This window comes from Rhizobium freirei PRF 81, from assembly GCF_000359745.1.
GTDB lineage: Bacteria > Pseudomonadota > Alphaproteobacteria > Rhizobiales > Rhizobiaceae > Rhizobium > Rhizobium freirei.
The window spans coordinates 100,390-122,178 of record NZ_AQHN01000061.1 but is presented as its reverse complement, the minus strand read 5'-3'; the positions used below and the strand labels follow the sequence as shown (position 1 = coordinate 122,178).

Annotated in this window: 19 protein-coding genes and 1 tRNA gene; 9 read left to right on the top strand and 11 right to left on the bottom strand. The window is 59.7% G+C overall.

Translation table 11 applies throughout. The features are described from left to right. From RHSP_RS15200 to RHSP_RS15190, 3 genes are all read right to left on the bottom strand, one after another. On the bottom strand, positions 1-1,320 hold the full coding sequence (locus RHSP_RS15200; protein ID WP_037152165.1) for a homoserine dehydrogenase: 1,320 nt from the start codon (positions 1,318-1,320) through the stop codon (positions 1-3). Positions 1,321-1,379: 59 nt separating this feature from the next. Beyond that, positions 1,380-2,600 (bottom strand): LL-diaminopimelate aminotransferase, encoded by a 1,221-nt coding sequence (locus tag RHSP_RS15195; RefSeq protein ID WP_037152162.1) that lies wholly within the window; start codon positions 2,598-2,600, stop codon positions 1,380-1,382. 223 nt (positions 2,601-2,823) lie between these two features. After that, a complete protein-coding gene (locus RHSP_RS15190; RefSeq protein WP_004118650.1) occupies positions 2,824-3,276 on the bottom strand; it encodes a hypothetical protein in 453 nt (150 codons plus the stop codon). A 158-nt stretch (positions 3,277-3,434) separates the two neighbouring features. Here RHSP_RS15190 and phaC point away from each other — a divergent pair, with 158 nt between their 5' ends. The 6 genes from phaC to sthA all read left to right on the top strand — a co-directional run bounded on the left by phaC (position 3,435) and on the right by sthA (position 10,070). Continuing rightward, positions 3,435-5,282, top strand: a complete 1,848-nt coding sequence (gene phaC / locus RHSP_RS15185; protein WP_004118648.1) for a class I poly(R)-hydroxyalkanoic acid synthase — start codon at positions 3,435-3,437, stop codon at positions 5,280-5,282. A gap of 13 nt (positions 5,283-5,295) precedes the next feature. Continuing rightward, the gene (sfsA, locus tag RHSP_RS15180; protein WP_004118645.1) at positions 5,296-6,045 is read left to right on the top strand and encodes a DNA/RNA nuclease SfsA; all 750 of its coding nucleotides are present in this window, start codon (positions 5,296-5,298) and stop codon (positions 6,043-6,045) included. A gap of 2 nt (positions 6,046-6,047) precedes the next feature. Continuing rightward, positions 6,048-6,884: a type I methionyl aminopeptidase gene (map, locus tag RHSP_RS15175; protein ID WP_004118642.1), complete on the top strand. Its 837-nt coding sequence runs from the start codon at positions 6,048-6,050 to the stop codon at positions 6,882-6,884. A 42-nt stretch (positions 6,885-6,926) separates the two neighbouring features. Beyond that, positions 6,927-7,712: a RadC family protein gene (radC, locus tag RHSP_RS15170; protein ID WP_051074088.1), complete on the top strand. Its 786-nt coding sequence runs from the start codon at positions 6,927-6,929 to the stop codon at positions 7,710-7,712. A gap of 246 nt (positions 7,713-7,958) precedes the next feature. After that, positions 7,959-8,555 carry a dual specificity protein phosphatase family protein gene (locus tag RHSP_RS15165; protein WP_037152157.1) on the top strand — a complete coding sequence of 199 codons (597 nt, stop codon included), beginning with the start codon at positions 7,959-7,961 and terminating at the stop codon, positions 8,553-8,555. 108 nt (positions 8,556-8,663) lie between these two features. After that, positions 8,664-10,070: a Si-specific NAD(P)(+) transhydrogenase gene (gene sthA, locus RHSP_RS15160; protein ID WP_004118637.1), complete on the top strand. Its 1,407-nt coding sequence runs from the start codon at positions 8,664-8,666 to the stop codon at positions 10,068-10,070. A gap of 440 nt (positions 10,071-10,510) precedes the next feature. On the opposite strand, the gene tig is transcribed toward sthA, so the two are convergent. From tig to RHSP_RS15140, 4 genes are all read right to left on the bottom strand, one after another. Then, entirely contained in the window at positions 10,511-12,004 is a 1,494-nt protein-coding gene (tig, locus tag RHSP_RS15155) for a trigger factor (RefSeq protein ID WP_037152345.1), read from the bottom strand. Between the two features lie 275 nt (positions 12,005-12,279). Continuing rightward, positions 12,280-12,364 (bottom strand) — tRNA-Leu (locus RHSP_RS15150). A gap of 145 nt (positions 12,365-12,509) precedes the next feature. After that, positions 12,510-13,121, bottom strand: coding sequence for a GDYXXLXY domain-containing protein (locus RHSP_RS15145; protein WP_004118633.1), 612 nt, complete (start codon positions 13,119-13,121; stop codon positions 12,510-12,512). Beyond that, complete coding sequence (locus RHSP_RS15140) at positions 13,118-14,257, bottom strand: DUF2157 domain-containing protein (RefSeq protein WP_004118631.1); 1,140 nt, start codon at positions 14,255-14,257, stop codon at positions 13,118-13,120. The genes RHSP_RS15145 and RHSP_RS15140 overlap by 4 nt, the downstream gene beginning before the upstream one ends. A gap of 841 nt (positions 14,258-15,098) precedes the next feature. Between RHSP_RS15140 and RHSP_RS33635 the strand changes: the two genes are divergently transcribed. From RHSP_RS33635 to trmFO, 3 genes are all read left to right on the top strand, one after another. Next, positions 15,099-15,245 (top strand): DUF1127 domain-containing protein, encoded by a 147-nt coding sequence (locus tag RHSP_RS33635; protein ID WP_081615319.1) that lies wholly within the window; start codon positions 15,099-15,101, stop codon positions 15,243-15,245. Between the two features lie 301 nt (positions 15,246-15,546). Continuing rightward, positions 15,547-15,690: a DUF1127 domain-containing protein gene (locus RHSP_RS33630; protein WP_069611985.1), complete on the top strand. Its 144-nt coding sequence runs from the start codon at positions 15,547-15,549 to the stop codon at positions 15,688-15,690. 214 nt (positions 15,691-15,904) lie between these two features. Further along, a complete protein-coding gene (gene trmFO / locus RHSP_RS15125) occupies positions 15,905-17,341 on the top strand; it encodes a methylenetetrahydrofolate--tRNA-(uracil(54)-C(5))-methyltransferase (FADH(2)-oxidizing) TrmFO (RefSeq protein ID WP_037152342.1) in 1,437 nt (478 codons plus the stop codon). An 8-nt stretch (positions 17,342-17,349) separates the two neighbouring features. On the opposite strand, the gene RHSP_RS15120 is transcribed toward trmFO, so the two are convergent. The 4 genes from RHSP_RS15120 to secDF all read right to left on the bottom strand — a co-directional run bounded on the left by RHSP_RS15120 (position 17,350) and on the right by secDF (position 21,699). After that, positions 17,350-17,811: a hypothetical protein gene (locus RHSP_RS15120; RefSeq protein WP_004118627.1), complete on the bottom strand. Its 462-nt coding sequence runs from the start codon at positions 17,809-17,811 to the stop codon at positions 17,350-17,352. A gap of 76 nt (positions 17,812-17,887) precedes the next feature. Further along, complete coding sequence (locus tag RHSP_RS15115; protein WP_004118626.1) at positions 17,888-18,748, bottom strand: phytoene/squalene synthase family protein; 861 nt, start codon at positions 18,746-18,748, stop codon at positions 17,888-17,890. 16 nt (positions 18,749-18,764) lie between these two features. Next, complete coding sequence (locus RHSP_RS15110; protein ID WP_004118624.1) at positions 18,765-19,151, bottom strand: Mth938-like domain-containing protein; 387 nt, start codon at positions 19,149-19,151, stop codon at positions 18,765-18,767. A gap of 4 nt (positions 19,152-19,155) precedes the next feature. Continuing rightward, a complete protein-coding gene (gene secDF, locus RHSP_RS15105; RefSeq protein WP_004118623.1) occupies positions 19,156-21,699 on the bottom strand; it encodes a protein translocase subunit SecDF in 2,544 nt (847 codons plus the stop codon). Between the last annotated feature and the right edge of the window lie 90 nt (positions 21,700-21,789).

Genomic DNA, 21,789 nt, shown 5'->3' with positions numbered 1-21,789 from the left:
CTATTCCTTCGGCCGCTCGATGCGAATGACCTGCGGTTCGCCGACGAGATAGCCTTCGTTCCGGATGGAGGCAACGGCCTTGCGCACCGAATCCTCCGTCGTCGCATGGGTGACGAGAATGATGGTCTGATGGTCGGAAGGCGACAGATGTTGCTTCGAGCGCTGCACGATCGATTCGAGCGATATGTGATTCTCCGCCATGCGGGTGGCGACGCTGGCAAAGACGCCCGTGCGGTCGAGAACCGTCAGGCGGATGAAATAGCCGCCTTCGTGGCTCTGCATCTGTGCCTTGCGGTAAGGCTCGAGCGCCTTGGCTGGATGACCGAATACCGGCACACGCTGCTCGCCCGGTCGGCTCTTGGCGATATCGGCGATATCGCCGAGCACGGAGGAAGCCGTTGCATTGCCGCCGGCGCCCGGGCCGACCATCAGCAATTCGCCGAGAATATCGGATTCGATCGCCACCGCGTTGGTGACGCCGTCGACCTGAGCGATAACCGAATCGAGCGGCACCATGGTCGGATGCACGCGCTGCTCGATGCCGCTCTCCGTGCGCTGGGCGACGCCGAGCAGCTTGATGCGATAGCCGAGATCGGCAGCGGCGCGGATATCCTCGATGGAGACGTTGGTGATCCCTTCGAGATAGATGTCATCGGCAGCGATGCGGTTGCCGAAGGCGAGCGTCGTCAGGATGGCAAGCTTGTGGGCCGTATCGTTGCCTTCGATGTCGAAGGCCGGATCGGCTTCGGCATAGCCGAGGCGCTGGGCTTCCTTCAGGCAATCGGCAAAGGACAGGCCTTCCTTCTCCATCCGGGTCAGGATGTAGTTGCAGGTGCCGTTCATGATGCCGTAGATGCGCGAGATCGTGTTGCCGGTCAGGGATTCGCGCAGCGCCTTGATGACCGGAATACCACCGGCAACAGCCGCTTCGAAGTTGAGCAGAACGCCCTTCTCTTCGGCGATCTGCGCGAGTTCCACACCGTGATAGGCAAGCAGCGCCTTGTTGGCAGTGACGACGTGCAGGCCGCGTGCGAGTGCCGCACGCACGGCGGCGTTGGCCGCGCCCTCGGAGCCGCCGATCAGCTCGACGAAAACGTCGATATCGGCCTTCTGCGCCAGATCGACCGGACCGCCATACCACTCGATGCCCGTTAGATCGATGCCCCGATCCCGCATGCGATCGCGCGCAGTGACGGCGACGATCTTGACGGGACGACCGCAGGTAACGGCAAGCTCGTTAGCGCGGCTCTGGATGATGCGGACGAGCGAGGCACCGACGGTGCCCAAGCCCGCAATGCCGATTTTGAGGGCATCTGCCATGAAAAATTCCTGATCAGTATCTTTGGGACGACAGCCGCCGGAGCGGCTGCCGCGTAACATTATGAACGATGTGCGTTCAGCGAAATCACATTATGCATCATCTCGTCCGCAGCAGAGAGGAAACGCTTCAGATTGCGCGCTGCCTGACGGATGCGATGTTCATTTTCAACGAGTGCGATGCGGACATAATCGTCGCCCTGCTCGCCGAAGCCGATGCCCGGAGCGACTGCGATGTCGGCCTTCTCGACCAGCAGCTTGGAAAATTCCAGCGAGCCGAGATGACGGAACTTTTCCGGGATCTTCGCCCAGGCGAACATGGTAGCCGCAGGCGGCGGCACTTCGAAACCGGCCTTGCCGAAGCTGTCGACCAGAACGTCGCGGCGGCGCTTGTAGATGCTGCGCACTTCCGCGATGTCGGAACCGTCGCCGTTCAGCGCATGCGTCGCCGCAACCTGGATCGGCGTGAAGGCGCCGTAATCGAGGTAGGACTTCACGCGCGTCAGAGCCGCGATCAGACGCTCGTTGCCGACGGCAAAGCCCATGCGCCAGCCAGGCATGGAGAAGGTCTTCGACATCGAGGTGAACTCGACGGTCACGTCCATCGCGCCCGGAACTTCAAGCACCGACGGCGGCGGTACGTCGTCGAAGTAGATTTCCGAATAGGCGAGGTCCGACAGCACGATGATGTCGTGCTTCTTGGCGAAGGCGATGACTTCCTTGTAGAAATCGAGCGTCGCGACATAGGCCGTCGGGTTCGACGGATAGTTCAGGATCAGAGCCAGCGGCTTCGGGATCGAATGACGTACAGCCCGCTCGAGCGGCGGGAAGAAACTGTCGTCCGGCTCGACCGACATCGAGCGGATCACGCCGCCGGCCATCAGGAAGCCGAAGGCATGGATCGGATAGGTCGGGTTCGGGCAGAGGATGACGTCGCCCGGCGCCGTGATCGCCTGAGCCATGTTGGCGAAGCCTTCCTTGGAGCCGAGGGTGGCGACCACCTGCGTATCCGGATTGAGCTTCACGCCGAAACGGCGCGCGTAATAGGCGGCCTGCGCCCGGCGAAGGCCGGGAATGCCCTTGGACGAAGAGTAGCGATGCGTGCGTGGGTCCTGTACGACTTCGCACAGCTTGTCGACGATGGCCTTGGGGGTCGGAAGATCGGGATTACCCATGCCGAGATCGATAATGTCCGCCCCGCCCGCTCGCGCGCTCGCCTTCAAACGGTTGACCTGTTCGAAAACGTAGGGCGGCAAACGCCGGACTTTATGAAACTCTTCCATTTCTTTCCCCATGGGACAGCGGCCCTCAAAACCGCGTTGAAGTTCGTTGATCTACCGGTCAGCCGCAATACGAACTCCGGAATCGCGGCGCCGCAACCATGCATTCTCGAAAGATAAGGTGAATCTTGGGCGGCAGCGCATGCAAAGTGCACTTAACCGATAAAGACGCATCCAAACCCGGTCTATCCGAACGCTTTGCGTCCAAATCGCCTGAAACGCAAGGCTAATTCTGCGTCTGTCCCGGCTGGCCGCTGCTCTCTTTCTGAATTTCCTGGAGCGTATCCTGGCCATGTTCGGCGGCCAGCTTGCGCATCTCGGCAACACGCTTCTGGTATTCGGCCTCCGAGATAACGCCTGCCTTGCGCTGCGATCCGAGAGCCGACAGCTGCTTGACCATGTCGCCCGCCTGCTGATCGTTGATCTGGACGTTTGCAGCCGTCGGCGGCGCGTTGAAAGAAGGATAGCCGTCCTTGTAGTGCTGCTGCGTGCTGGTTTCCGTGATCGCGGCGCCTTTTGCCGGCTTTACGATCACCGCCTCGGGCGGCTGCTTGCGCTTGGCGTAAGCAGCCTTTTCCTCGGGCGTCGAGCAGCCCGCGAGCGTCAATGCGAAAATCCCGCACATTGCACCGCACAGTACGGAATATCGGTTCAGTCTTGCCACCATGCCGCTGCCCATAATTGTCTTTCTGCCAATTCCTTGCCGTGGGTTGAGACTGTTAAATTTGTCGCAGCGGCAAAGCAAGAGCAGCCTTGTGTTTCATTCGACTTGTATTCCTTTTCCCGCAAGATGTACAAATGGAAAACAAGACATAGCTGCCGCCGGGAGGATGATGCGTGACCGACAGCAAGCGCGATAACAGTGAAGGTAATGGCGGCTTCCCTGGCTTTGATCCAAAGTCAGTCGAGCCTTACATCGTCAAAGACCCCGAGGCGATGGCTGTCAACTTTGCCCGCGCGCTGGAAAATCTCGGCAAGGCGGCCTCGGCCTGGCTTGCGCCGCGCGAGCGCGGCGAGAAGATCGATACGGTTGCCGATCCCGTCACCGACATGGTCAAGACGCTGTCCAAGGTCGGCGAATACTGGCTCTCGGATCCCCGTCGGACTCTCGAGGCGCAGACGCACCTCCTGTCGGGCTATTTCAGCCTTTGGACGAAAACCATGCAGCGCCTCAGCGGCGATTCGTCCGCCGCAACCGAGGCCGAACCGGTCAAGGACAAGCGCTTCGCCGACGAGGACTGGCAGAAGAACCCCTTCTTCGACTTCCTGAAACAGACCTATCTTCTGACCGCCGGCTGGGCGGAAAAGCTGGTTGGTGAAGCGGAAGGAATGGACGAGCATACACGTCACAAGGCGGTGTTCTACACAAAACAGATCACCGCCGCCTTTTCGCCGACCAACTTCGTGGCGACGAACCCGCAGCTCTATCGCGAAACCATCGCCTCCAATGCCGAAAATCTCGTGCGCGGCATGAAGATGCTGGCTGAAGATATCAGTCTCGGTCACGGCGAGCTGCGCCTGCGGCAGACCGACATGACGAAATTCGCCGTTGGCCGCGACATGGCGCTGACCCCGGGCAAGGTGATCGCGCAAAGCGATGTCTGCCAGGTGATCCAATACACGCCGGCGACGGACAAGGTGCTGAAGCGACCGCTGCTGATCTGCCCGCCCTGGATCAACAAATTCTACATTCTCGACCTCAACCCACAGAAATCATTCATAAAATGGTGCGTGGAACAGGGGCACACCGTCTTCGTTATCTCCTGGGTGAATCCTGATCGGCGGCATGCGGCGAAAGACTGGACCTCCTATGCTCGCGAAGGCATCGATTTCGCCCTGGAAACGGTCGAGAAGGCCACGGGAGAGCAGGAGGTCAATGCTGTCGGATATTGCGTTGGTGGCACGCTGCTGGCAGCCACGCTTGCCCTGCACGCCAAGGAGAAGAACAAGCGCATCCGCACCGTGACCTTCCTGACGACGCAAGTCGATTTCACCTTTGCCGGCGACCTCAAGGTTTTCGTCGACGAAGAGCAGATCGCGTCGCTCGAGCAGCAGATGAATGCGATCGGCTATCTCGAAGGCTCGAAGATGGCGACGGCCTTCAACATGCTTCGCGCCTCCGAACTCATCTGGCCCTATTTCATCAACAGCTACCTGAAGGGTCAGGACCCCTTACCCTTCGACCTGCTGTTCTGGAATGCCGATTCCACGCGCATGGCGGCCGCCAACCATTCCTTCTATCTGCGTAATTGCTACCTCAACAATGCGTTGAGCCAGGGCAAGATGGTGCTCGACGGTAAGACGCTGTCGCTGAAGGATGTTCGCATCCCGGTCTACAATCTGGCAACGCGCGAGGATCATATCGCGCCGGCCAAGTCGGTCTTCATCGGCAGCCGATATTTCGGCGGGCCTGTGGAATTCGTGGTGACGGGCTCCGGTCACATCGCCGGTGTCGTCAATCCGCCGGACAAACATAAATATCAGTTCTGGACCGGTGGCCCGATCAAGGGCGACTATGAGAACTGGCTGGCCGAGGCGAATGAGACGCCGGGCTCGTGGTGGCCGCATTGGCACGCCTGGATTCGCGCGCAAGATCATCGCATGGCGGCAGCGCGCCAACCCGGCGGAACGGCTCTCAACGCGCTCGAGGAGGCGCCCGGCAGCTTCGTCATGGAACGGGCGTAACGACCGCAAGATCATGCTCTTCCCTTCGCCTCTGGTCCCTGCCCGCCTGATCGCGCGCTACAAGCGCTTCCTCTTCGATGCCGAATTGGAAGACGGTACGTTCATCACCGGCTCTTGCCCGAATACCGGATCGATGCTCGGTCTGACCGCGCCCGGCTCACGCATATGGCTTTCCGAACATGAGGGTGCGAAGCGAAAGTACCGTCATGTCTTCGAGCTGATCGAAGCCGACAGTACCACGGTGGGCGTCAACACCGCGATGCCGAACCGCATAGCAGCGGAGGCGATCGCCCTCGGGCAAATCTCCGATCTCGGCGACTATACGACTGTGAAGCGCGAACAGAACTATGGCCGCAATTCCCGCATCGACCTGCTCTTGACCGACCCTTTGCGGACAACCACCTATGTCGAGGTGAAAAACGTCCATTTCATGCGACAACCGGGTCTAGCAGAATTTCCCGATACCGCTACGGCACGCGGCGCCAAGCATCTGGAAGAGCTTGGCGATATGGTTGAGGCGGGCCATCGGGCCGTGATGCTTTTCGTGATCCAGCGCCACGACTGTGATCGCTTCCGCATTTGCGGTGATCTCGATCCGGTCTACGCCAGGGCCTACGATCGCGCTTTGGCGCGCGGCGTCGAGGTATACGCGCTGAAATGCAGGGTTTCGCCGACGGAAATAGCGCCTGCCGGGTTGATCCCGATAGACGAACCCGGCATAGCTGCTTTAGATAACAATATAAAGATTTCTGCTGAAGGCTAACCATGGTGAACTACATCGAAGCGGCAACGGCGCCGGCGAAAAACACGGGCGCTATTCGCCTCTACGGGCAGGATGCGTTTGCCGGGATGCGCAAGGCATGCCAGCTGACCGCCCGTTGCCTCGATGAACTGGCCGCCATCGTCGAGCCGGGCGTGCCGACCGACGTCATCGACCGCTTCGTCTTCGAATTCGGCATGGATCACGGCGCCTATCCGGCGACGCTGAATTATCGCGGCTACATGAAATCCTCCTGCACCTCGATCAACCATGTCGTCTGCCACGGCATCCCCAACGACAAGCCGCTGCGCGAAGGCGATATCGTCAATATCGACGTGACCTATGTGCTCGACGGCTGGCACGGCGATTCCAGCCGCATGTATCCTGTCGGCGAAATCAAGCGCTCGGCCGAGCGGCTGCTCGAGGTCACCTATGAGTCCCTGATGCGCGGCATCGCCGCCGTACGCCCCGGCGCTCATACGGGAGCCATCGGCGAAGCCATCCAGACCTACGCCGAAGGCGAGCGCTGTTCGGTCGTGCGCGATTTCTGCGGCCATGGTGTCGGCAGCCTGTTCCATGACTCGCCGAATATCCTGCATTACGGCCGCGCCGGCGACGGCCCGGAACTGCGCGAAGGCATGATCTTCACCATCGAGCCGATGATCAATCTCGGCAAGCCGCACGTGAAGGTGCTGGGCGATGGCTGGACGGCCGTTACCCGCGACCGTTCGCTCTCGGCACAGTATGAGCATACGGTCGGCGTCACCGCGGCGGGCTGCGAAATCTTTACCCTGTCGCCCGGCGGCATCGACCGCCCCGGCCTGCCGCCTCTGCAGGGATAATTCATGGCGAAACGTCCCGCTTCTTCCGACGGACATGGCGACATGCCGGCCGACAGAGGCGGGAAGACGCAGGCTTGGCAAGAGGCGCCGCTCCTGGACGAGCGACTTTTCTTCGCCCAATCACCGGTGGCCGCCAAAGCGGCGCCCACGAACACCGAAGCCCATTATCACGGCCATCGCGAGCGGCTGCGCAACCGCTACCGTGACGGCGGCGACGCCGCGCTCGCCGATTACGAAATTCTCGAACTGCTGCTTTTCCGGCTGATCCCTCGCCGGGACACGAAGCCGATCGCCAAGGCGCTCCTTGCCCGCTTCGGCACGCTTGGCGGCGTGTTCGGGGCTCCGGTCAACCTGCTGACGGAGATCAGCGGCGTCGGCGATGCCGTCGCCCTCGATCTGAAGCTGATCGCCAGCGTCGCGCAGCGCATGCTGAAAAGCGAGCTGACCGGCAAGCCGGTGCTCTCTTCCTGGAAAGCGCTCATCGACTATTGTCACACGGCCATGGCGCACGAGGCGCGCGAACAGTTCCGCCTGCTGTTTCTCGACAAGCGCAACGCTCTGATCGCGGACGAGGTACAAGGCTTCGGCACGGTCGATCATACGCCTGTCTATCCGCGCGAAGTCGTCAAACGCGCGCTTGAGCTTTCCGCCTCGGCAGTCATTCTTGTCCACAACCATCCATCCGGAGACCCGACGCCCTCGCGCGCCGATATCGACATGACGAAGACGATCATCGATACCGCCAAGCCTTTGGGCATTACCGTTCACGATCATATTATCATTGGCAAAAACGGACACGTCAGCTTCCGGGCCTTGCAGCTGATCTGAAATAAAGCACAACATTAGAATATGTGCATATCATACTAATATATTTTATCTTTCTCGTCTCACAAATGCCTGATCTCCTCCTGAAATCGTTCAGTTCGGCCCTCTCGCGTCCATTTCCATTTTTCAGTTCGGCGTCAGGATGATCTGACAGAAGGATCGCCGCATCCAGAGCGGCAAAACTGCCGGCAGAAGCTATTGTTTTGATTTGGCCTATTCGCCCGAGAGTTCGGTTGGCCCGGAGATCACATGCAAAAGACATCGTCAAAGCTTGCTCGTTACCTCCTTCGTGCGGTGCGCGACGCAGCTGTCGCTTTGGGAGTCGTCCTGACAGTCGCCGGCGGCTTCTATGCCCATATGGTCTGGACGACAAACTTCCATCCGGTCATCGCGGGCGAGCTCTATCGCTCCTCCCAGCCCTCCGCAGAGACGATAGCCGAGTTTCAGAAGCAGTATGGCATCAAGACCATCATCAATCTGCGGGGCGACAACAGCGGCCATCATTGGTACGACCGGGAAGTCGCCCAGGCCAAGCAGCTCGATATCAACCATATCGATTTTCGCATGTCTTCCGGCCGCGAACTGACGCAGGCGCAGGCCGAGCAATTGGTTCAGATCATGCGCGACGCGCCAAAGCCGATCCTCATTCACTGCCAGGCCGGAGCCGACCGCACTGGACTTGCTTCCGCGCTCTATCTTGCCGCTATCACCAAGACGAACGAGGCAACTGCGGAGCGTCAGATGTCGATCGCCTACGGCCACCTGCCTCTATCCTTCACCCGTGCCTATGCGATGGACCGGACCTTCGAGAAACTTGAACCATGGCTTGGGCTCCCGGCGTCCTGAGAACGGCAATTCCCGTTAGATAATCTGTAACATTGAGCCGCTACCGGTTGACGGACAACATGTTGCGTTGCGACATTGATTCCCTGTCCAATCATCCGAGGCTTCCCGATGGACCAATTCGATCTCCTAGTCGTGGGTAGTGGCCCCGCCGGCCGCAGAGGCGCTATCCAGGCCGCCAAACTCGGCAAGAAGGTGCTTGTTGTCGAGCAGGGCAAGCGTGTCGGCGGCGTCTCGGTCCACACCGGCACCATTCCGTCAAAGACGTTGCGCGAGACCGCGCTCAACCTGTCCGGCTGGCGCGAACGCGGCTTTTATGGACGCGCCTATCGCGTCAAGCAGGAAATCAGCGCCGAGGATCTGCGCCGCCGCCTGCTGATCACGCTCGACCATGAAGTCGAGGTGCTGGAACACCAGTTTGCGCGCAATCGCGTGCAGCACATTCGCGGCAAGGCGAGCTTCGTCGATTCCCGGACCATGCAGATTGTCAAGGATGATGGCGAGGTCGTCACCGTATCCGCAGCCAGCATTCTCCTGGCGGTCGGCACCAAGCCGTTTCGCCCCGACTACATCCCCTTCGACAGCAAGACGGTGCTCGATAGCGACGAACTGCTGGAGATCGCGGAATTGCCGCGGTCGATGGTCGTCATCGGCGCGGGCGTCATCGGCATCGAATATGCGACCATCTTCAGCGCGCTCGATACGCAGGTGACGCTGATCGATCCGAAATCCACCATGCTCGATTTCATTGACAAGGAGATCGTCGAGGATTTCATCTATCAGCTGCGCGACCGCAACATGAAGCTGCTGCTCGGCCAGAAGGCCGATAAGGTGGAGCGCCTGCCGAACGGCAAGGTGGAGCTGACCCTCGACAATGGCCGCCGCATCGTCACCGACATGGTTCTGTTCGCCGCCGGACGCATGGGCGCAACGGATACGCTCAATCTTGCCGCCGCCGGGCTCGAAGCCGATGCGCGCGGCCGCCTCAGCGTCAATCCGGAAACCTTTGCAACGGCGGTTCCACATATTTTTGCCGCCGGCGATGTCGTCGGCTTTCCGAGCCTCGCATCCACCTCGATGGAACAGGGCCGCATCGCCGCCCGCGTCGCCGTCGGCGCGATCGCCAAGGAACCGCCGAAATACTTCCCCTACGGCATCTATGCCGTGCCGGAGATTTCCACCTGCGGTCTGACCGAAGAAGAGGTCAAGGAGCGGCACATTCCTTACGAGTGCGGCATCGCACGCTTCCGCGAAACGTCGCGCGGCCACATCATGGGCCTCGACACCGGCCTTTTGAAGATGATCTTCTCGCTGAAGACGCGCCGTCTCCTCGGCGTCCATATCGTCGGCGAAGGTGCGACCGAGCTCGTGCACATCGGCCAAGCCGTGCTCAACCTCAAGGGCACCGTCGAGTATTTCGTCGAAAACACCTTCAACTATCCGACGCTCGCCGAAGCCTACAAGATCGCCGGCCTCGACGCCTGGAACCGCATGGGCGATATCAAGTCGGAGCTTTGAGTAGTATTCCTCGGGTACGGCAATTGCGGGCCGATCCCCTCTCCCCGCCTGCGGGGAGAGGGTTAGGGTGAGGGGCTTTTGGGCTTCGATGCCCCGACGGCCAACATCGTCTATTCGTGAGAAAATGTTGCCGCTTAGCGTGTACGGCTCTCGCTTGGAGCGGTTAAGTTTTGCGGAATCTCTAAACCGCTCTATCTTTTTATTTTAAGCAATTCCGGACGCAAAACCGCTCCGCATTTTCCTGGAATTGCTTTAGATGGCGGAGCGCCTTGCCTGCGGTTCCGCCGTCGCGCGAAACAAATCACAATCTTCAGTTGCGCCTGTAGCCCCTCACCCCAACCCTCTCCCCGCTTGCGGGGAGAGGGAGTTCGCCAACGCGACACAACAAAAAAGCCCCGCCGCGAACGGCAGGGCTTAATTTCAGTCCGCAAGAAAATCGATTATTCGGCGCTGTCTTCAGCAGCCTTCTTCTTCGGAGCGGCCTTCTTCTTCGGAGCAGCAGCTTCTTCGCCTTCGGCGGCAGCTTCGGTTGCTTCAGCCTTGGCAGCAGCCTTCTTCTTCGGAGCAGCCTTCTTGGCAGTCGGCTTACCTTCTTCTTCCTCGTCGTCAGCCAGCAGCGCTTCCTTGGAAACGGTCTTGTCCGTGACGTCGACTTCGGTCAGCAGGTGATCGATGACCTTTTCTTCGAAGATCGGGGCACGCAGGTTAGCGGAAGCGCCCGGCGTCTTGCGGAAGAACTCCAGGATTTCCTTTTCCTGGCCAGGGAACTGCTGGAGCTGTGCGTAGAGCGCGCGCTGCAGTTCGTCTTCGCTGACTTCGACGCCGGCCTTTTCGCCGATTTCGGAGAGGACGAGGCCGAGGCGAACGCGACGCTCGGCAAGCTTGCGGTATTCTTCGCGAGCCTTCTCTTCGGTGGTGTCTTCGTCTTCGAAGGTCTTGCCCGATTCGCTGAGGTCGGCTTCGATCTGACGCCAGATGCTGGCGAATTCAGCTTCGACAAGCTTCTGCGGGGTGTCGAACTGGTACATTTCGTCGAGCTGGTCCAGGATCTGGCGCTTGACCTTCTGACGGGTAACCGAGCCGTACTGGCTTTCGATCTGGCCGCGAACGATTTCCTTCAGGCGATCGGCCGACTCGAGGCCGAGCTTGGAAGCGAGTTCGTCGTTGATTTCGATTTCGCCGGGAGCTGCAACTTCCTTGACGTTGATGTCGAAGGTGGCTTCCTTGCCGGCGAGGTTCTTGGCCGGATAGTCAGCCGGGAAGGTTACGGTGATGACCTTCTCGTCGCCAGCCTTAACGCCGACGAGCTGTTCTTCGAAGCCCGGGATGAAGCGGTTGGAGCCGAGAACGAGCTGCGAGTCTTCGTCCTTGCCGCCGTCGAAGGCAACGCCGTCGACCTTGCCGAGATAATCGATGGTGACGCGGTCGCCGTCGGCAGCCTTGCCCTTCTTGGTCTCGTAGCTACGAGCGCTTTCAGCGATCTTGAGGATCTGCTCGGTGACTTCTTCTTCGGCGATTTCGGCGACTTCGCGCGTGACCTTGATGCCCTTGACGGACTTCAGTTCGATCGCCGGGATCACTTCGTAGGACAGCGTGAATTCGAAATCGGCTTCCGCGGCAAGGATCTTCTCTGCCTCTGCCTGATCTTCGGTCATGGCGATTTCCGGCTGGGTTGCCGACTTTTCGCCGCGCTCGGTCAGGATCGCCGGCGGCTGGTCGCGCACGATCTCATTGACGAGATCGGCCATGATCGACTTGCCGTAGACCTTCTTCAGGTGCGAGACCGGAACCTTGCCAGGACGGAAGCCGTTGATGCGGACCTTGTCCTTGACCTCGGCCAGGCGCTCGTTCATGCGCACTTCCATGTCCTTGGCCGGGATGACCACCTTGATTTCGCGCTTCAGCCCTTCAGCGAGCGTTTCGATAACCTGCATTGTCCTACCTTCATTCATGGCGGCCGTGCCCAGCCTGCCGTTCGTTTCGATGAGCACGACGCCGGAAAATCCCGAGCGTGGCTTGGATGCAATTCTCTTACACCTTGCAAGAGCGCCGCGCCTTCGAATGAACGCGCAAAAGGCAGCTCTATCCCGTCACGAGCCAAAACATCTTATCCCCTTCCTCAGCGAAAGCGGGATGCTTTGGGCAAGATGGCGCGCCCTGCGGCATATGGAAGACAGGCTAGAGCCTCCCCCCGTCCACAAGACAGTGTTGGTGCGGGTAGAGAGACTTGAACTCCCACGCCTTGCGGCACCAGAACCTAAATCTGGCGTGTCTACCAATTTCACCATACCCGCGTTCCCAAAACCGCATGGCGATGCCTGCCCATGGGGCCTTCCGGAGCGCGGCGTCTCTATATCACCCGTTTCAAACCACGCAAAGGAAAAATGACGGTTCCGCGACGATGCCTGGAGCATATCGGGCGTCTCCGGGCAGATATCGTCAGTAGAGCGGCTCCTCGTAGACGGATTTGCCGTCGAGAAGCAGACTTTTGATATGGGCGGCGCCATCCGGGGAGACGCGAGCGGCGATCGAGACGCGCTTATCGTTGCGTGCGCTCTCGATATCGCGCCCCTGCCCTTCAGGCACATAGAAACGCTCTATACCGTAGTTTACGAACATGGTCGCCGCAGCGTCGGCTTGGTCGCCATAGAAAACATAGTCGAACGGGAGGCTTTTTAAAATGACCGTATCAGGCTGGGGATCGAGCGTTCCGAGGGACGATTCGGCGATGCCCCAATAGCCATCGTCCTGCTTCTTCAAACGCACCGACAGAATCTTGTTGCTGAGACTTTCCTTCGGCGGTCCGCCGACCAGCGTCGAGACCGGCACCCGGGAAATATCATAGTTCAAAGTGACGTAATCGCCGCGCAGGAGGTCACGCGGGTCGACAGGCGCCGTCTTCAGGATGACTTCCACGCCGCTTCGCAGCCCCCATGCCCGTTCGCCAACCATATAGCCGAGAACGGCGGTTTGCAGGACTGCGACGATGACGGCGGCGCTCCAAAGGCGACGGGCGCCGACAATCGATCTCCTCTCGGCTATATCGCTCATGCCTGCGTCTCCTGCCCGCTTTTGCTAGAAAATCGCCGTTCCAGCTGGATGACGAGCCACGCGGCAATGGCAACGAGCACGCCGGCGACGAGGAAGAAACCGGCCGTGCCGATGATCGAGCCGATCGTCTCGCTGGCGAGGTAAAGAATCTCGCAGGCAAAGACGAAATAAGCGAGATAGCGCACCGCGCCGTTGTCGCGACCGCTGAGGGCGATGCCGATCACCGAGCCGGCCAGCGTCGCCGCGGCCACGATGACAAGCGGCACCTTGTTTTCGACCCAGACATTGTTCTCAAAGGAGCCGTTGCTGATCTCGGCATGGACCAGAAAGAAACCGATCGATGCGATCAGAAACGCATAAAAAGCCGGCGCGGCACCGGCCGTTCGCGCAAGGGGCATGAGTGGCGAGGCGGGTATGCTGACGACCAGAAAAGCCACCATCCCGAGGGCTGCAAACAGGACCGCCGTGTACAGTCCCTCGTGTCGGCCAAAAAGCCAGGTCAGCCAGCCGACGAGCATGAGGTAAGCCAAATGCCTGGCGATGGGCGCATCGGCATAGCGAACAAGCACGATCAGAGCGACGGCCATCAGCGGCGGCATCCATGGCATGATTCCGTACCACTGATCGAAATGTCCCCAGAGATAGACGCCGCAGAATCCCCAGGCCAGAAAGCCGGCGAGGCCGACCTGGGCTGCGGAACGAAAGAGCGCCGCCACGATGCAGGCCGCCACGAACCAGACAAGCATCATCCTGAGTTCATCACCGGACAGATTGTACATCTGGCCGACCAGCGCCATGGCGCCGCCGAAACTCAAAGTGCCGAGGATCAACAGCCCGGACGCGAGGATGGAACGCCCCTGCGCCAGCAAATATGCGGATGCGAGATAGAAGGCCCATATCATCGCCACCAGTCCGGTGAGGCGAACAATCCGCGGAAGAGCCTCCCAGTTCGCAGAAATGAACAGCAATATGGCCAGACCGAGAAGCACCGCCGCTATGATGGTCAATACCCGGCCCGCGCTGAAACTCGTCTCGCGGCCGTCATATTCGCGCAGCATGGCCTTTGCCGTCGAAGCATCGACGAAACCTTTGTCGACCCAGATCTTCAGGTCCCGCTCCAGCCTGCCCCTATACATCCCGGCCCCCTTTGCTGCGACTCTCCGCGTAAAGAAGAGTTATCACAAATCGCCATTCAATCGACGCAGGCCTGCGCACATTCCCGATCGAGGCGCTGCAAGTGAGTACGCTCTTCGTTAATACGACATTAATCGATTGATTGGTATTATAGGCATCGGTATCGCGATACCGATAAAAGATATGCGCAGACGACATACCTCTCATGAATTTATTGCGCTGCACAAAATCAAAAAATCATACTATTGATAATGCAACAACATACGACGGTGGCGCGTCGGGCCGGCATAAGTCGAAAGAGCCTGAGGATTGATATCCTGACCATAGAATTCGGAGCCGCACACTCCTCCTCCCAGTGCGCTCCGATGGATTGACGATACTCCTCCTCCCAATCGTCAATCACCACAAATGACGCCCACCGCATCCTCCTCCCGCGGTGGGCGTTATTTTTTGCCCTTCAAACCGTTTTAAGCTCGTCACTGGCCGACATTAGGCACTGGAATTGACAGAGCGGAAATCGGCAAGATGACGGCAGCCATTGAGAGCCCGACCTACTTCAAAATAGCAAGGCTGACGAAAACATGGCTCAATGGAGGCAAGCGCAAGAATGCCCTTGAGACGCTGCGTTTTGGCCGAGATGGCGCTCGTCGTTCGGCCGCGATATGCACACAAAGCAGCCACCTTCTTAGGCAAAGCGCGCAGAAGACGTGCACTTGATGCATAGGTGACATGATGCTTTGGCGCTTTTAGTTCTTGCACCGCAGCATATATAAAGAGGCATCGGATCAACGACGGAACCAATCACGGGGCCGCGAGACTCCAAATCCTCGAAAGGGACTGAAAATGAACCTGACCCGCTCTTTCAACAACTGGCGCAAGTATCGTCAGACCGTAAACGAACTCGGCCGCATGAGCGCTCGTGAACTGCACGACCTCGGCATCGACCGCGCCGACATTCATCGCGTTGCCCGCGAAGCCACCGGCCGCTAATCGCCGGATAGGCTTCGCCCCATAGCGATAGCCTTCTCAACGCCCGTTGCGGACCTCCGCGACGGGCGTTCTTTTTTGTCCATTGTGCGCCGCAATGCGACACGATCCGCGCTCGAGCCATTCCTGAGCTGCAAGGCGTATAAATTCTAAGCATTGATGGCTTTTTGGGCGTCATATTGCACAAATGCATAGCAGACGCCTCCTATTTGCACTGCACAAAAGGCACGCCATCGCCTATATAGAATGCAAGCGCTGAGGCGGTAATCGTTCCGCCCGCAACCAAGCTACTGAGGACAAGATCATGAACCCGATTCGCATTGCAAAGAACTGGATCAGCTACCGCCGCACTCTGAATGAACTCGGCAACCTCTCCAGCCAGACCCTGTCGGACATCGGCGTCAGCCGTTACGAGATCCGCAACATCGCTGCCCGTTCCTTCCGTTAATCGTCGGGAATTGCAGACTGCCTCAAGACGGCGCCTTTTGGCGCCGTTTTTGATTCCGGCGACTAAGGTGCGTCGCGATCTTTCAGATTCGCTCTCTGCGCCTCAAGCTCCCGATCTTGCGCAGGTCGTTGCCGCAAAACCGCGGTACACTTTTGCGCGATACGCCCTGGCAAAGCGATTGGATCGCCGCCTCGGTCGTGATAATGACGCGCGCATGACACAGACCAGTTCTCATTCCCCCATCCACGTCATCGGCGGCGGCCTTGCCGGCTCTGAAGCCGCATGGCAGGTCGCCAATGCCGGCGTGCCCGTTATCCTGCATGAGATGCGCGGCGTGCGTGGCACGGAAGCGCATAAGACCGACGACCTCGCTGAGCTTGTATGTTCCAATTCGTTCCGTTCCGACGATGCGACCAGCAACGCGGTCGGCGTCATCCATGCCGAGATGCGCATGGCCGGCTCGCTGATCATGGCATGCGCAGACAAGCATCAGGTGCCTGCCGGCGGCGCTCTTGCGGTCGACCGCGATGGCTTTTCGGCCGCGGTGACGCAGGCGATCGCAAGCCATCCGCTTATTACGGTCGTCCGTGAGGAAATCCAGGGTCTGCCACCGACGGAATGGGATCAGGCGATCATCGCTACCGGCCCGCTGACCGCGCCGGGGCTTGCCAGCGCCATCCAGGCTGAAACCGGCGCCGATGCGCTTGCCTTCTTCGATGCCATCGCGCCGATCGTCTATCGCGACAGTATCGATATGGATATCTGCTGGTACCAGTCGCGCTACGACAAGGTCGGGCCGGGCGGCACTGGCAAAGACTACATCAACTGCCCGATGGACGAAGCTCAATATAACGCCTTCGTCGATGCACTGATCGCCGGCGATGCCGTTGGCTTCAAGGAATGGGAAGGCACACCCTATTTCGATGGCTGCCTGCCGATCGAGGTCATGGCCGAGCGCGGCCGCGAGACGTTGCGTCATGGACCGATGAAGCCGATGGGCCTGACCAATGCCCATAACCCCACAGTCAAGGCCTATGCCGTCGTGCAGCTGCGCCAGGACAATGCGCTCGGCACGCTTTACAACATGGTCGGCTTCCAGACGAAGCTGAAGTACGGAGCGCAGGCGGAGATCTTCCGGCTGATTCCGGGTCTCGAGAATGCGGAGTTTGCGCGCCTCGGCGGCTTGCACCGCAATACCTATATCAATTCACCCACCCTGCTCGACCGCTCCCTGGTACTGAAGTCGCGGCCGGGCCTGCGCTTTGCCGGCCAGATCACCGGCTGCGAAGGCTATGTCGAAAGCGCCAGCATCGGCCTGCTCGCCGGCCGCTTTGCCGCAGCGGAGCGCAAGGGCGAAGCACCGTTACTGCCGCCGGATACGACGGCGCTCGGTTCGCTGCTGAACCACATTACCGGCGGACACATCGTCTCCGATGAAGAGCCGGGCAAGCGTTCCTTCCAGCCGATGAATATCAATTTCGGGCTTTTCCCGGAGCTGGAACCGGGCTCCATCGTCAAGCCGGAGGGCGTCAAGCGCTTCCGCGGCAAGGACAAGACCATCATGAAGCGTCAGCTCATCGCCAAGCGCGCACTTGCCGATTGCGCCAAGTGGCTTGGCGTGCCGGCACCAACGCTTGCGGAAAGCGCCTGAAATCTGGGTTAAGCCTTTGCCGGCGGTGCGTGATGTTCGAGCCTCATGTCATCGCCGACGACATAATTGCCAAGCAGCCAGAGTGAGACCTCTGCGGCTTCGGCCGGTGTCTTGAACTCGAATGTGCCGTTGTGATGCGGCACATCCAGAAAATCGACCGTCAGGCCACGGCCGGTTGCCGAGATCTTGGCACGAGCCCGGCCGGGCTCGATCAGGTGGACGCTGAAATGATTGCGCACATTGCGCATGAAACCGGCCTTGTCGTCATGCAGTCGCACGAAGACCGCCTGCCCATCGGCCGTCGTCTGCAGCTGCCTGATCGCTTCCTTCGGAAAGGCCCGTCCGAATTCCAGAATGGCAAGGCCGGTATCGTGCAGGCCGTCTTCCTTGTTCTGCGATGCCATGCGCGTCGCGAAATAGGCAAAGAAGACGACGATCGCAAACAGTATGCACCAGACGATAATACCCATGGCAGCTCCCCCTGAAACGCATATCAAGTGCCATCCATCTCCATAAACGGCGAGACTTGTGCGAGCGTGTCGTATTTTAGATTTTCTTTGTGATTGACGCTATCGCCATGCGCATCTGCCGCCGCCATTGCGGCAATGCCGGCGACTGATCGAAAAGACCGGCGCCGAGCTTCTGTGCCTTCTTCAAAACGGGCTCTGCCAAGGTCGCGGGCAGAAAGGCTGGGAATACCGCCTGCGGAATGGCGCCTGCCGCCGTCGCCCTGGCCAGATGCTCGCGGCCAAGACCTGCAAATGCCTCGATCGCCACGGAAATGCGGGCCTTGTCCTTGCCGGCGAGGAAGGAATCGCGATCGAGACCCGTCGCGGTGAGGATTTCGAGCGGCAGATAAAGCTGACCGCGATGACGATGGAGCGGCATCAGCAGCAGCAGCCCGGCAATCGCCTGCGCGACGCCGGCATGCCCTGCCGCATCGGCAGAACGCTTGGCTTCATCCGCAGACAGCACCAGGCTGGCAAGCTGGATCAGGGCCGAAGCCGTCTCGCCCGCATAACCTTCCAAATTGCCGCGCGTCTCCATCGGATCGTCATAGAGATCGAAGATGCGCGCATCGATCATGTCGATCAGCGTCTGACGCGGCAAACGATATTGCTCGATGGCGGTCAAAAGCTCGGCTGCGATCGGGTTGGCTTCGCTCGAGCCATGAGCCTGCCCTTCGAGAAGGTCGCGCCAGTAATGCATGCGCACTTCACCGGGCAGTGGTTCATGCACCAGATCGCGGATGCGCGCCAATTCGGCGTTGAAGGTATAAAGCGCCACAAGCGCAGGGCGCTTCTCCTCCGGCGCCAGCAGGCAAGCGAGATAGCGATCGCGGTCGGTATCGCGAAGTGTGGCGAGGCAGATGTCCCGATTGCCCCGGGGCGCGGCTGTTGTCGTCATGCTCGAGGATCCGGCGTCAAACGGCTATCAATGCGGCGGCCACGGCACGCGATTCGGACAGCATGATATTGAAGGTGCGCACGGCCGCCCCCGTATTCATCGGGTCCGACGAAATCTGTCTGGCGCGCAAAGCCGCCTTCAGCTCTGCCGGCAGCGGACGCAGCTCCGCACCCGTGCCGACGAGCAGGACCTCGATCTGCGCGGCTTCATCGAGCACCTTCTGGAAGTGCTCCGTTGTCAGCGCATCGCCTTCCACCAAGTCCCAGCCGTAGATGCCCGAAGGCAGGCAGAGCAGAGAGCCGCGATGCGACATGTCGGCAAAACGGAAACCGCCATTGCCATAAGTATCGATCGGTGCGCGCCCGGGAAAATGCGCCTTACGGATTTCTATGCCTTTTGCCAATGTATCACACCGCTGGTTTGCCTGACTGGATGTCGCCGGCAGCGGGCCCGTTGCTTTCGCCGCCGGTCTGGAACTTGTCCGGACGCAGCTTGAACAGGATCAGCACGGGCGCCGCAATATAAATCGACGAGAAAGTGCCGACCGCGACGCCGAAAAGCAGCACGAAAGTGAACGAACGTATCACCTGGCCGCCGAAGATGTAGAGAGCGAGCAGCGCCACAAGCGTCGTCGCCGACGTCAGAATGGTACGCGATAGCGTCTGATTGATGGAAGCATCGATCAGGATCGGCAACGGCATCTTCGAATAGCGCCTGAGATTCTCGCGCATGCGATCGTAGACAACCACGGTATCGTTCAATGAATAGCCGACGATGGTCAGGATCGCGGCGATGCTGGTCATGTTGAATTCCATCCCGGTCAGGACGAAGAGGCCGAGCGTCAGGATGACGTCGTGCAGCGTCGCGATGATCGCACCGACTGCGAACTGCCACTCGAAACGCAGCCATATGTAGACGAGGATCGCAATCAGCGCCGCAAGAACGGCGAACGACGCCGTTCTAGTGATCTCGCCGGATACGGCAGGTCCGACCACCTCGACGCGGGAAAAGTCGTAGTCCTTGCCCAGCTCTTCGCGAACGAGGGTGACCGCAGACTGCTCCGCATTTTCCCCGCCTTCCTGTGCGTGCACGCGGATGACGGCACCCAGACGATCGGGGAGCCGATCGACCTGTACGTTGCCTGGAATGATATCCTGAAGCCGCGATTGGATATTTGCCGGATCGGCTACGCCCTGCCTGGCGCGAACCTCGATGATGGAGCCGCCGGCAAAATCGATACCGAGATGCATACCGATCGTCGCGACGGCAACAAGCGTCGCGACCGACAGGGCCGCAGATACGGTGAAGGTGTAGCGGCGGATGCCCATGAAGCGAATATTGGCATTGTCGAAAATGCCGCTGCGAACGCCAACCAGCAACGTGCGCGGCTTGCGGTGCGATATCCACATATCCACGAGCGAACGCGTGACGAAGCAGGAGGTGAAGAAGGTGGTGAAGACGCCGACGATCAGGGTCGCAGCGAAGCCACGCACCGAGCCGCTGCTCGCATAGAAGAGAATGGCAGCGACGATAAGGACCGTCAGATTGGCATCGGCCACGGTCGCCGCAGCCCTGTTGAAGCCGTGGCGCAGCGCATCGACGAGGAGATGCGTCTTTTTTTCCTCCTCACGCACGCGCTCGTAGATCAGCACCAGGGCATCCAGCCCGATACCGATGATCAGAACAATGGCGGCGACCCCGGGTAACGTCAGCGCTATGCCGAGTACCCCCATGATCGCCATCACCATGATGATGTTGATGATCAGCGATATGGTCGCGGCAACACCAAGCAGGCGATAGAATCCGATCATCAACGCGGTCACGAAACCTGCGGCTGCGATGCAGGCTATGATGCCGTAGCGCGCGGCATCGCTGCCAAGACCAGGTTGGATAGTTCGCTCCTCAGCCGTGGTCAAGGTTGCAGGCAGCGGCCCGCTCTTCAGCATGACGGCCAGATCCTGGGCGCCTTTGGCCGTGAAGTCTCCTGGAATATCGACCTCGCCCGTTGCGATCACCGTTTTCAGCGCAGCACTCGAGATCACTTGATCGTCGAGCACCACGACGATGATTCTGCCGAGATTGCTGGCCGTCGACTGGGCGAAACGGTGGCCCGCTTCCTGCGTCAGCTTGACGGAAACCGTACCGCCGCTGTTCTGGCCATTCACCACGGCAACAGCGTCGGCAAAATCCACGTTCGAGAGGATCGGCTGCCTTTGTACGAGATAGCCAACCGGCGGGTCATCCTCGGAAAACATGATATCGGCGCCGGCCGGCGGATGGCCATCCATAGCAGCCTGAACCGACATCGATTGATCGACGAAGCGGAAACTGAGCTTGGCGGGCTGGCCAAGAAGGTTCTTCAGCCGCTGCGGATCGGCAAGGTCGGGCACCTGCACGATAATGCGATCGCTTCCCTGGCGGCGGATCAGGGGCTCGCCTACGCCCAGCTGCGCGATGCGGTCATGAATGACCTTGATCGAGCGAGCGATTGCCGAGGACACATGGCTGTCGATATCGACGTCGGTAATATCGAGCGTCATCGCACCATTCTCGCCCTGAGAAAGCTTGACAGCCGGCTTATCGGACCCGGCAGTGAGCGGCTGCAATGCCGTCATGGCAGCTTGAACCTGTGCGGGGTCGTTGACGCGAAGCTGAATCTTGCGGCCGGTTCCGGTCAGACCGGAATAGGCGATGTTGACGGTGCGTAACCGCGTCGCGATATCGCCGACGATAGATTCGAGGCGATCCTTCTCGACGTCGTCGCGTTCGATCTTCAACAGGAGATGCGAACCGCCGCGTAGATCGAGCCCGAGCTCGATCTTTCTATGCGCCCACCAGGAAGGAAGAGAGGAAAGGGTGCGTTCGCCAAGCAGATTGGGAACGGCAAGGAGCACGCTCAGGAGAACGGCGAACCAGATCAGGGTGGTCTTCCACCAGGAGACGTGCAGCATCGCTCTCTCGAATTTGTGCTTCTCTACTGCGCCCTTCCTTCACTCAGGATTGCGAAGGGCGCAGTAACACCTTGAATTTGTGCACAGTCT

Bases quoted from the DNA above. Each gene is read 5' to 3' on its own strand.
- RHSP_RS15200 (WP_037152165.1), bottom strand. From the start codon at position 1,320: ATGGCAGATGCCCTCAAAATCGGCATTGCGGGCTTGGGCACCGTCGGT.
- RHSP_RS15195 (WP_037152162.1), bottom strand. From the start codon at position 2,600: ATGGAAGAGTTTCATAAAGTCCGGCGTTTGCCGCCCTACGTTTTCGAA.
- RHSP_RS15190 (WP_004118650.1), bottom strand. From the start codon at position 3,276: ATGGGCAGCGGCATGGTGGCAAGACTGAACCGATATTCCGTACTGTGC.
- sfsA (WP_004118645.1), top strand. From the start codon at position 5,296: ATGCTCTTCCCTTCGCCTCTGGTCCCTGCCCGCCTGATCGCGCGCTAC.
- map (WP_004118642.1), top strand. From the start codon at position 6,048: ATGGTGAACTACATCGAAGCGGCAACGGCGCCGGCGAAAAACACGGGC.
- radC (WP_051074088.1), top strand. From the start codon at position 6,927: ATGCCGGCCGACAGAGGCGGGAAGACGCAGGCTTGGCAAGAGGCGCCG.
- RHSP_RS15165 (WP_037152157.1), top strand. From the start codon at position 7,959: ATGCAAAAGACATCGTCAAAGCTTGCTCGTTACCTCCTTCGTGCGGTG.
- sthA (WP_004118637.1), top strand. From the start codon at position 8,664: ATGGACCAATTCGATCTCCTAGTCGTGGGTAGTGGCCCCGCCGGCCGC.
- tig (WP_037152345.1), bottom strand. From the start codon at position 12,004: ATGCAGGTTATCGAAACGCTCGCTGAAGGGCTGAAGCGCGAAATCAAG.
- RHSP_RS15145 (WP_004118633.1), bottom strand. From the start codon at position 13,121: ATGAGCGATATAGCCGAGAGGAGATCGATTGTCGGCGCCCGTCGCCTT.
- RHSP_RS15140 (WP_004118631.1), bottom strand. From the start codon at position 14,257: ATGTATAGGGGCAGGCTGGAGCGGGACCTGAAGATCTGGGTCGACAAA.
- RHSP_RS33635 (WP_081615319.1), top strand. From the start codon at position 15,099: ATGAACCTGACCCGCTCTTTCAACAACTGGCGCAAGTATCGTCAGACC.
- RHSP_RS33630 (WP_069611985.1), top strand. From the start codon at position 15,547: ATGAACCCGATTCGCATTGCAAAGAACTGGATCAGCTACCGCCGCACT.
- trmFO (WP_037152342.1), top strand. From the start codon at position 15,905: ATGACACAGACCAGTTCTCATTCCCCCATCCACGTCATCGGCGGCGGC.
- RHSP_RS15120 (WP_004118627.1), bottom strand. From the start codon at position 17,811: ATGGGTATTATCGTCTGGTGCATACTGTTTGCGATCGTCGTCTTCTTT.
- RHSP_RS15115 (WP_004118626.1), bottom strand. From the start codon at position 18,748: ATGACGACAACAGCCGCGCCCCGGGGCAATCGGGACATCTGCCTCGCC.
- secDF (WP_004118623.1), bottom strand. From the start codon at position 21,699: ATGCTGCACGTCTCCTGGTGGAAGACCACCCTGATCTGGTTCGCCGTT.